The sequence below is a fragment of the Niastella vici genome (genome assembly GCF_002077945.1).
Lineage (GTDB): Bacteria > Bacteroidota > Bacteroidia > Chitinophagales > Chitinophagaceae > Niastella > Niastella vici.
The window spans coordinates 298835-310738 of the sequence record NZ_LVYD01000044.1 but is presented as its reverse complement, the minus strand read 5'-3'; the positions used below and the strand labels follow the sequence as shown (position 1 = coordinate 310738).

Here is an 11904-nt window from a genome sequence, read left to right as displayed (position 1 = left end):
AAATTTTAAAAACCAGGCCTGGAAAAGCCTGGTTTACCCTAAAAATGACCCATATTCCGTACAGAAAGTTTCAAAATAGACTCAGGTTGCAAGACATGGTTATATACTTTAATATCATCAAACGAACCTTTGACTGCGTTGTGCTGATCGCCGATATATTGTAATGGGAAGAACAGTGTTTGCACCACTGCCATCTTATAGTTATTGGGGAAAAGGCGTTTGCCCTGTTCAAGCCTGTCGCATAAAACCCCGTTCACATACAGGCTGGTGGTTTTGTTATCGCCGGTAATTGCAATATGCGTCCATTTGCCGGCCGGCGCCGAATAATTAAATGTATAATCGTACCCTTCGCGTGAGAAGCCCAGTTTACCGGTAGTTCCCTGTTTCAGTTTCACCACAGCATCGGGCGATGAAAAAAGCACCGCATTATCTTTATTATTTTCATCGGGCTTTATAAAGAAGGAAACCGTGTATCCATATCCTATTCCTTTTACCGGCGTCCTGAGATAGCTGTTATTCCCTTTCAGGCTAAGTACGCCCTGCGGAAATTCTTTCTGATTAAAATTATAATGCAGTACCAGGGAGTCGGCCCCATCCCCTTTCAGCTTTCCCATCATGTTCAAACCCGGGCCTTCGCCAATGTTCTTGCTTTTTTCAGCAAACACTTCATAACTCACGGCCGTATCGGTACCATCCCACATTTTTTGCGCCAGTACCTGCATGGCTGGAAACACCCGGTGATGCACATCTTTTTCTGTAATGCCGTTACCAACGTGATCGTTCCAAACGGCAAATGAGCCACCTTTGATCTGCGGATGGTCTATAGGGAATACCTGGTCACCGATAACATTCGGGGTCCATTTGTGATACAGTTTGTCTAAATACAGATAGTCATAATAATAGCCGGCGGCAGGTACAATATATAACCAGCCGTCGGGCGTACTGATAACATCATACCCCTGCCTGATCATTTCTTTAGGATCGGCATACCCGTTATACCACAAATTCATGGTAACGTTGGCCGATTTAACCGGCGTTGTACCCGGAGCGTGTGTCAACGCGCCCCATAACCGGGCTTTGTAGCCATAGCTTTCAACCAGCCTGATATAATGATCGGTAAATGCCCTGAACTTTTCCGCTTCCTGTTTTGCATATTCATCGGTGCCAATATGCACCTCTTTCCCAATGAAAACAGGGTTTGGGCCCTGCAGGTATTCTTTAAAGATATTATCCATTACCTCATAGGTAAGCGCATTATCGAGGTCGAGGTGATCTTTCCCGTATTTATCACTGCCTATTTGCGGCACTGCTTTGGTAAAAGGTAAGGCGTGCGCCGGAGCATCGATCTCGGGTACAATGTTCACCCCATATTGTTGGGCCAGCTTTTGCAGGTCAATAAATTCCTTTTTGGTGTAATGGCCGTCTTTGGCGGTGAGTGAAGGATAAGTAGCATTCTCTAAACGAAAAGCTGAATACGTACTATCCCAGTTATTATTGTAAAAACCTTTAAATCCATTATCATTCAAATGCACATGAAAATCGTTCATCTTGTAATAAGACATCAGCTTTACATAATTGCGCAGAAAATCCATGGTAAAGAATTTACGGCCACAGTCGAGCACAAACCCTCTTACTGCAAAACGGGGAAGGTCCCTGGCCATGCCGGCGGGAATGCGTTGGTGCAAGGGGTCCTGTTCCAGGATCTGCAACAGGCTGCGGGTGGCCCAAAAAACACCGGTGGGCGTATTGGCTTTGATGTCGATAATATCTTTTACTGAAAACAGGTAGCCTTCTTTTCCCAATGAAGTGTCGGCGGGGTCAAGGGTCAGGTAGAGATCCCCTTTTGCCGGTTTTCCTATCCTTACTTTACAATGAGCTGTACCTTTTACTGCTTGCAGATCATCGCGGAAGGTAATGGCCGCAGTCATCAGTTGTTCGCTGTAAGCCGGATCAACTACGATCGCGGCATTGTTTTTCAGCATAAACGTTCCCTGCGCACCTGTCCATTCGCGTAGTGCCGGGATCACAAACGGTTGCGGATTCACCTGCTGACAATTTCCTGGAAATCCCAGGCATGTTAATAATAGAGAGCCCATACAGGCCGCCACGGGGCCCATCCAAAAAGAAAGGGGTCTTTTACACATCAATTTCAATATGTTAAGCGGTTAAAGTTAGGTGTAGATGCCCCTGATAAATTGCAACGATATTGACTTTAACCAATGGTATTTTTGCCTTCCTGCGCTAAAAAAACCAGGCCCGTAGAAACGGGCCCGGGAGATTGCTTGTCTATACTGTGAGACTGCTTGCCATCTCACCAGATCATTTATGGCGGTCCTTTAACTTACAGCACACCTTTTACTTCAAATACTTTTGTATAAGTATCACCAGGTGTTTCAGGGATGTTCAAACGCAATTCCTGCGCTGATTGTTTAAAGGAGATCTTTTGCCGGGAACCCAACAAACGGACCGAACTTATTTTTTTTGAATTATAGGGCGATTGATAGCCCAGGCTGGGAATGGTAACAGCACCACCTTTGCCGGGGTTCATCACAAAGATGTACAGGTTGCCCTTGTCAGTAGTAAACCGCACTTCATCCTGTGGATATGGCTTGCTTGCAACAGTACGTTCATTAAAGTCATTGCTTTTTTGTTTTTTCACTGCTGCGAGATCGGCGTTGCTGATAATTTTCTCCTGTTGCCTGCCGCCGATATTATCGCCAAACGTTTTCCAGGGTTTGCTGGCATAAATGGCTGCGGCGTTCCGGTTAATCCACCGGCCAATGGTATCCAGGATCATTTTCTGCCAGCCGGGAATACGTCCATCAGGTTGCAGCTCTACATTTAAAACCAGATTGCCATTCTTACTGTTCATATCGGCCAGCGCTTCAATAATGGTACGCGCATTATGTATGGGCGGATTATCATATTTAAGAAACCAGTCGGTGAAAGTGATTATACCCTGCCAGGGATAAGGCAATATTTCCGTAGCGCTGCCACGCTCAATATCTTTTGCTATCGATGGTTCTTTGTCAAACTTACCGGCAATGATCGCGGTTATTTTTCCATGCTTGCGCAGGTTATCATTGAAGTAAGCCGTGCAAACCTGTTTACCATAATCGCCATACGGAAATCCATATCCGTCGAACCAAAGCATATCCACATCATATTTGGTAACCAGTTCAATTTGCCGCTGTACATAATTTTTCTTCACGCCGGCTATCCATTCAGGTGTTCTTTTGGCCGGCGGAAGGCCATACAGATCGGCGGGGTCTAACCCCTCCCACCATTTACCCTTGCCATCTTCTTTGGTCATGTTGCCATCATAGGGAATACCTTTTTTGGGGCCAGAGCTATCCGCTCCAAATGCAGACAGCCACCAACCGAGGAAACGATCATCATGTGAGCTTACGCCAAACGGCATCCCATATTTAACCGCCGATTGTTTGAACAACCCGATAATGTCTTTTTTAGGGCCCACATTTACCGAGTTCCAGGCATGGTAGGTAGAATTGAAATTATCGAAATGATCGTGGTGGTTGGCCAGGGCCATAAAATACTTAGCGCCGATGCTTTTGAAATAGCGCAGCAACGAATCCGTATCCAGCTTTTCGGCCTTCCAGGCGTGGATCACATCCTTATACCCTATCTCTGACGGATGACCGTAGTGGCGAAGGTGATAAGGATATGCATTTTTTCCCCAGGCCTGGCTGCCTACATCCTGCATATACATGTGACGGGCATACCAGCCTCCCCCACTATCGGGTTGGGTTTGTGCGCCCCAGTGCACCCAAATGCCGAAACGGGCTTCTGTATACCATTTGGGAAACTGGTATTGATTACGCAACTCTTCCCAGGACAGCTCTTTTTGTTGTGAAAATGTGGCAACAGGCAGTATTGAACTTAGCAATACAACAAAGAATTTTCCGGCTTTCATCTATAAGTAATAATGGCGAAATTAACTGCATTGTCTGCTTTAAACCCTAACCTATTTTGATAATAACCGATGCTATTTTACCCGCCCCAATTAATTTGACCAATAGAAAGGTGACGGGAAAATGAAGCAGCGTATGATCAGGGAACTAATTTCATGTCGATCACACCCTGGCCCGGTAACATAATGCTATCGCCGGCGGCCATTATTTTTCCGTTTTGACTATTTATCAATTGCGAAGGCCTGAGCTTACCCCAACGGAAGTTCGTTTGCTCTGCAGCCGGTTCGGGGTTAAACAGTCTAATTGTATACCCGCCTTCTTTCAACGGCGTTACACTGGTAACCACTATGCGCGCATTCGATAGTTCAAACAAAGAGCCGGGTAAGGCAGCCTCTTCTTTAACAAGCCAGCCCTGTAATGGCGCACTGAACACAATGGCTGCTTTTTCTGTTTCGCTATTGCTGAACATACCATGCGGTTTCAAACAATACCGGTAACTACTTACTCCATCCTGGTCGGCCTTATAATTGGTATGCCAGTAATTGTTCATAATATAACTAAACCAGGTTGAGGTTATATTTCCCTCGCTTTTCCATTCTTTATGCGCACCATAGATAGTACGGCGTTCATCGATCATACTACCCGGTTCAAGCAGCGGCGCTTCCTGCACCATCCACTGTATTCCTTTATCAGACTGAGACAGATCGAGCCAGTTCCGCGTATATAAATAGTCTTTGTTTGACCCCGGCAACTGATCGGCCAAATACTTTATGGTACCATACCCGGCATCAAGGGTTACCTGGTTCAAAGATGACCGGAACGGAAAACCGAAATGAAGACTTTCCTTTTCCCGGATTGCCTTCTTGTCTATTGTATTCTCTATTACTACTTCGTTACTTTCTGCATATAAAGTGATCTGTCGTTCAAAACGGTTAACACCCGGGGCGTTACATACAAACGCGATGGTAATGGCTACCGCACCATTTTCTACTATTTTTACCTGCACGGCATCATTGGTCAACGCTTTTGCGGGATCCAAACCAGGCACATACCAAAAACTGTTCAACCCCTGCCCATTAAACGTTTCCGCATAGTTAAAGCCCGTACTGTCAGACAACTGTATTATACTTCCTTTTTTATCCCAGCGCAAAGTGATCTTCCCATTCGATACCGAGCTGTCGGTGTAATGGAAACCGTTATACCCGGGCACTGCTTTATTATCTGTGATCGTATAGATGGTTGTTCCCAGGGGTGGCACCTGACCGGCCCAAAAAATACTGCTGCCATTACTCAGTTTTTGCAAGGGGAATATTTTGCCGGAAAGATCTTTCACTGAATTTCCTGTAACCCCCACTGGTAATACCACCAAACCGTCGCGAACAAAAGACGATGTATTTATAACTGCTATTTTCTTTGAGCCGGGTTGAACAAAATCATTCAAAAGACCGGTTTCCAACTGATCGATCTGCTCACCGGCATCGAGCAGGAATTGCTTTTTTATTCGCCATTGTTCCGTTACAAAAGGCTTGTCGGGCTCGCTGACACTGTTATAGGCGCCCCAGGTATGTTCATGAAATAACAGGATGTTCTTCCATGCTTCATAAAAATGTGCGGGGTTGTACTTTTCAGGGGCAAGCATCGCATACAGGTTTGTTAATTGTTGCAGCCTGAGGCTGTTCCGCCTGTTCATTCCTTCTTCGGCGGCGGTTGACAAGGCGCCGTCTTCCCAATAGGGTGTTATATCGCCTTTTACTACAGGAATGCTGGCCCCATACTTTTGTTCGAACTGCTCAAAGACTTTCTCCGTGGTGTTTAAAACGATCTTCGGCGATGCATATTTATTATTCCATTGTTCAACAAACTCAGAAATGGTGGAATCAATGGGCCCGTTATCCGATACTACATTGTACCGCCATTGCACCAGATCATACGGATAATTATGCAGCCTCAGTTCGTTCAGATAAGCGGCAATTTTTTTGGGGCCGCGCTCAAACACGCCACCTATGGCCGTACCATGCCAGGAAGAATAGCCTTTACCAGCTGTCCAGAATAAGATCTTTTCTTCACCCGACGGGGACGTCCACCAAACAGGTTTATCGCCCCAGGCTTTTACAAAATGCCCTGCTCTGTCGCCAAGATATGGATGTGTTTCGCCCATGAAGTTTGGGCCACTTGAAAAATACCTGATGCCTCCTTTGGCAAGTCCTGTTACGGTTGTCCAGGCATAACCCGGAATGTCACTTATCATGGCACTATTGATGCGCAATCCAAATTGCTCCCGCAATTGCGCTGCATAATCAGTATAATGAAATACTTCTTCCGGCTCACTTAAACCGGTAAGAATATTGGCATACAGGCCCGACAAACAGATGTTGCCTTCTTTAACGGCCCTGATAAACTTTTCCTTTTGACTGGCCGATGCCTGTTTCAGGTAATTTTCTACCACCCATAACGACTCAATATTCCATTTGAACCTGGCCGCATCCGGCAAAGTGTTGGTTTTATCGATCATATGCAGTGCATCGTCAATGTTCTTCATTTGTATCCGCAGCACTTCCGGTTGCAAATGCGAATAACCGATATCGGTGTGCGAATGATGAATAAGGTGAAGTTCCCGGTAAATAACCGGTTGTAATTTTATATACCGGTTCGCCAGTATTTTTTGTCCTATTGAAACCCGCACCTGCAGGCTATCTTCCTGCTGTACGGCATTTACAGGTATCTCAAAATGGTTTACACCATTCTTACATAAAAATGAATATGCCTCTTTCTGGTTTATAGCAACATGCGCCAACGCCTCTTTTCCAAAATGCAGCACAGTTAAAGCCACAGGTTGTTTTCCGTCTTTGAGCCTGAAAGGCATTGGCTCAACATCTGCTTTTTCTTCAAAGGAAAATTTGAAGGTCATGAACCAGTCATTGCTTTGCTGGGCCGCGCCAACAATTTTGATCTTTGCAAATTGCCCCCGTTTAACCCGGGCTACAGGCAATCGCAGAAAAATAAGGCCATGCGCATCATTGGCGCCATCTCTTTTCGTTTGTTGAAAAACAAGCCGGGAACTGTCGGGTGCAGCATACGTCCAGGTGGGCAATTGGTTACCAGGCATGGTAGTAAACGTGAGCACCTTTTGATCATTCACATACAGATCAAAATTACGGTTGCCGCTACTGGTTCCGGAAGAATGGGCTGCCACCCAGCTGAAGTAAATATAATTGCCGCTGGTCTTTTTGGGCACCGGGGCGGTTTCCCATTCAATTACTTTGGCGCCATCGGTGCAGCGTGTTAATAAAGCGATGTTGGCATAATCGGGGTAAGCCGAAAAATAGCTGATGGTTTCACCCTGCACATCTTTTGCATAGCCGTTCACCCATTGAACAGTACCGAGGTATGGGGCCTGCAGCTGGGCTATAACCACATTACAAATGAAAACAATAGCTACGAAAAATATTCCCTTTTTCATAAACAAGCAATTAGCGCGAAATTACCCGCTTTAGCCATCTTAAAACCTACGCTATTTTGATAAGAACCGGTGCTATTTTTGCGCCTCGAACTATAGCAGTAGATCATGCCCCCTGCTTTGTTGTAATTTCTTTTACCATTCCATTTATATGTACCAAAACCTTACGGGGTTGTTTTGAAGTAATGTTATATTGAATAACCTTACCGTTTCTCCAGACACAATTAACGCTATAACCACCCCGGGCTTTTAACCCCTTAAATGAACCGCTAACCGCCCAGCCGGCAGGCAGGGCCGGCAGCAAATGAATTTCACCGTCCTGGCTTTGCAGCAGCATTTCGGGTATGGCACCGCTGATGCCCAGGTTTCCATCGAGCTGAAAAGGCGGATGGCTGGTAAACAAATTGGGCAATGTATTATAAGTGAGCAATCCGCGAAGCATCATACCAGCTTTATCGCCCTGTTTTAACCTTGCCCACAAGGCGCATCGCCAGGGCCACGTCCATGATCGGCGGCTGTCGCCAACAGTTAGCTCCACCGTAAATGCTTTATTGCTGTTCTTCCCGTAATTACCGCTACGGGCAAGCAATGAGATAACCGCGGCATTGGCCAGCTCCGGTGTACGATCAGGGGTTATTTGCTTACCCGGAAACACCCCAAACAAATGGGAAGTATGGCGGTGCAGATCATCGGGGTCGTCCCGGTCTTCCTGCCACTCCTGCAGCTGTCCCCATTTCCCGATCTTATTAGGCGCCAGTTGCTGTTGCATAGAAGCAACCTTTTGCCGGTAAGCGTTATCAACCTGCAGTGCTTTGGCCGCATCGAGGTAATTTTGAAACAGGTCCCAGATCAGTTGCTGATCATGCATCACTCCATCTTCCCTTGGCCCGTGTTCGGGCGACCAGCCATTGGGCACCACCAGTTTTCCATCGGGCGTTTTCTTCAGCCGGTCTTCCCAAAAATTACAGATCTCTTTCAGTATAGGATAAGCGGTATTGCGCAGGTAAACCGTATCGGCAGTAAATGCCCAATGCTCAAACACATGCTGAGCGTACCAGGCGCTGGCCGGAATGTTCCATTCCCAGCCATTACCGCCAAAAATACTTTGACTGGTGCGGGCCGTCCAGCCACGCACGTTTTCACCAAAAGCTTTGCGGGTGGCAATACGGCAGGGTTCCTGTGCTGCTACAATAAAGTCGATGAGGGGAAGATGACAGGCAGATAAATTAGTAGATTCAGCAGACCAGTAATTCATCTGGATATTGATGTTGTTGTGATAGTCGCTGGCCCATGGCGGATTGTTGCTGTTATTCCATAACCCCTGCAAATTGGCAGGTAAACCGCCGGGTCGCGAAGTGCTGACAAGCAGATATCGGCCATATTGAAATAGCATTTCTTCAAGGTCGGGATCAGTGCCACCGGCCGCATATTTGCCCAACCGCACATCAACGGGAAGTTGTAAAATGGAATCGGTTGTGCTTCCCACATCTATTATTGCGGCACGGGTCAATGCGGTAATATCTTTTGTATGGCGGCTTAGTAATGCCGGATAACCGGTGCGAAGGGCATTTATCAATTCCTTATCGATCAACGGCATTGGGTCGCCGCCCCGCCAGTTGGCCGCGTAAGCCGGTTTATAATTGGTGCGGGCCGAAACATATAACACCAACGTGTTACAATTGCTGAAAAAGAGTTTGTTCTCTTTCACCTGAACCTGCCCGCCTTCGCTCACCACCTTTATCATAGTGGCATACCGTAAATGATTGGGCATTTCGCCCTGAAAGCTCAACTGATTGCCTTGTACAACAGTGGTTGCCCCCTGCGCGCTCACCAGCGATATAGCGCCCGAAAGGGCCTGCTTTTTATCAGCTGCATACCTGAAGACCATTACCTGATCGGGATAGCTGGCAAAGGCCTGGCGCGTATAGTGCACCTCGTTAATTTGAAATGCGGTAGTATGTACCCCGGTATAAATATTCAACGCCCGCCGGTACAGGCTGGCCGTTGCGGAATGTGTGAAGTCAATAAATACATCCCCGAAATTACGGTACGAACCAAAACCATGATCGCCTGTATCATAGCCTCCATCCCAGTTATTATCGCCCGACCACAGGCTTTGTTCATTAAACTGAAGATGATCGCGCGCTATTCCGCCAAAGATCATCGCCCCCATTCTGCCGTTACCTATTGGTAACGCGTCCTGCTCCCATTTTTCGGCCGGACGTGTATACCATAGCTCACCTCCATTTCCAAATGCCTGAACTGTGAGTACAAAAAATAGTAATATACTACTAAAGACTAATCGGATGCCGGTTGTTTTCATAATCATTATTAAATATAGGGGTAGTTTTTTGATATATCGACGGCATCAATTGCCTTTTACCAAACCCGGGGATGTAGTTACCAGCGGCGAAATTACCTGCATTGCCTGTTTTAAAACCTGTTCTATTTTGATAATAACCGGTGTCATTTTTGCCCGGGGCTGGCTCATTTCAAAACAAAGCGTCCCTGTTACCAGGAAAAAAACCATTGTAGAAAAAAATGCAGGCGCATTAATAATTAATGGCCTGCATTACCAAACAAACTGCCACAAATGAAACACTAACTATTGAAATGGATTGAAACTGCCACCCCAGGCAATTGATTGTTGCAGTTTAGGGTTGCGTTGTAAAATGCTATAGGGCAATCCAAACAAATACTGATTATCCTGGATCGCTATCGGCGCTTTATCGCCATTAACCACCTTACAGGAAAATTTTGTATAAACTGATGGCTGGTAAATATCATCCAGTTTTCCCGGCATCGACTCCCCTGCTTTTAATAAAATAGCAAATCCGTGCCGTTTGCCTAATGATCTTAGATCGCCAAACGCCTTCCAGCGGCGCAGATCATCCCAACGCTTGTTTTCGAATGCCAATTCAACAAAACGCTCGTCGTGGATCGCCTTGCGTAAATTGGCAACATCAATACCATAATTTCCACTGCCTGCAGCTATACCTGCCCGTTTACGTAGCGGTGTTAAATAACCTAACACTTCTGAAATGTTGCCCGATTCATAAGCCGCCTCTGCGAGGTTCAGCAACACTTCAGCATAGCGGATCTCGGGCCAGTCGGTAGCTGAATGATCAGCATCGGGTGCTATTTTATCAACCGCTTTGGCACGGTAAGTACAATTAGGTGAAAGATCAGTAAGCCCGGACCATGATTGATTCAGATCGTTCTTATATTTCCCACTGCTTTTATCATGTGCGTTATTGTTTGCATCTATTTCTCCATATTGTAAAAAAGACCAATTGTACACGTTTTGTTTTTTCCATTTTTCGCTCCACATTACCGGGGCCCCATTATATAAGATGGTAGCATAAAAACGATCGTCGCGATTGATGAAATATTTTGCAAAATCGTCAGCATTAACCGGGTTGAAGGCCGATCCGTCTTTCATAGGGAATGCCCTGATCAATTCCCAGGACGGGCAATCAGATTCCCAGTCATCTGCTGATGCAAATAAGGGCACAAAGCCAGGTGCCGGGTAATAGGAATCGGGATAGTTAAATCGCCGTACCATGATCACCTCTTTGTTCATTTCATCATCCCATATTTTACCAAACACGGGGTACAGGCCTTTACCTTTTGAGTCGAGGAAATTCTTTGCTGCCAAATTAGCATCGTATGCTTTTTGCCAGGTTGCAATACCGCCCAGGCCATTAAACAACGGACTGGCATAGAATAATAACACCCGGCCTTTAAAGGCCATCGCGGCGCCTTTGTCTATGCGGCCGGCATCCCGGCCACCCCAACTGTCGGGCAACAACGCAATGGCATCATCGAGGTCTTTCAGGATCTGGGTTACACATTCAGAAGTTTTATTGCGGGGTTGCTGAAGATCTGCCAGATCGCCAACAGGTTGCGGCGTTAAGATCAACGGCATTCCACCCACATCTTTCACCATTGCATGATAAGCCCATGCCCTGAAAAATAACGCCTGTCCTTTTATTGCTTTCTTACTTGCGTCATCAAATGTTGCTCCGTCAATTTTTGCCAGGATCTGATTGATATTACGGATGCTTCCATAATTTTTCATCGCCCATTTTTCAGCAACATCTGTTCTGTCATAATTTTCAAGCCAGTCATAAGTAGCAGTACCTAATAAATACCTCGAAGTTTCCATATCGGTAGGGCATGCTTCATCAGTACCGGTATAGTTACCGTATTGCACAAGATCTGAATTTGCGTTCCATCCGCCCCAGAACCAGTTGTTCATGCCCTTGGAGCATCCACCGGGGTTACCTGTTCCATAGGCCATACCCGGCATCAGGTTGTAATACACCGTATCAAGGAATGCCGTTGCCGCTGTGGCATTGGCCCAAACTTTTGATTCGTCCAGTGCATTCATTGGTTCTTTGTCTAATATTTTATTGCAACCACAAATGAACATTGGGATCGCAATGGCAACTGCCCATATAATTGATAAAACATTTTTCATTGTATGAAGCTTTTTTCTGACAACAATCAGGA

5 protein-coding genes are annotated in these 11904 nt (G+C 46.1%); all 5 read right to left on the bottom strand.

Going from position 1 to position 11904, the window contains the following annotated elements; genetic code table 11:
- Positions 1–38: 38 nt before the first annotated feature.
- On the bottom strand, positions 39–2045 hold the full coding sequence (locus tag A3860_RS15290; RefSeq protein WP_216823451.1) for a family 20 glycosylhydrolase: 2007 nt from the start codon (positions 2043–2045) through the stop codon (positions 39–41).
- Positions 2046–2341: 296 nt separating this feature from the next.
- Positions 2342–3934 carry an alpha-L-fucosidase gene (locus tag A3860_RS15285; RefSeq protein ID WP_081147581.1) on the bottom strand — a complete coding sequence of 531 codons (1593 nt, stop codon included), beginning with the start codon at positions 3932–3934 and terminating at the stop codon, positions 2342–2344.
- A gap of 137 nt (positions 3935–4071) precedes the next feature.
- On the bottom strand, positions 4072–7392 hold the full coding sequence (locus A3860_RS15280; RefSeq protein ID WP_081147580.1) for a glycoside hydrolase family 38 N-terminal domain-containing protein: 3321 nt from the start codon (positions 7390–7392) through the stop codon (positions 4072–4074).
- A gap of 103 nt (positions 7393–7495) precedes the next feature.
- On the bottom strand, positions 7496–9712 hold the full coding sequence (locus A3860_RS15275; RefSeq protein ID WP_143774112.1) for a glycoside hydrolase family 95 protein: 2217 nt from the start codon (positions 9710–9712) through the stop codon (positions 7496–7498).
- Positions 9713–9994: 282 nt separating this feature from the next.
- The gene (locus tag A3860_RS15265; RefSeq protein WP_081147577.1) at positions 9995–11872 is read right to left on the bottom strand and encodes a RagB/SusD family nutrient uptake outer membrane protein; all 1878 of its coding nucleotides are present in this window, start codon (positions 11870–11872) and stop codon (positions 9995–9997) included.
- Between the last annotated feature and the right edge of the window lie 32 nt (positions 11873–11904).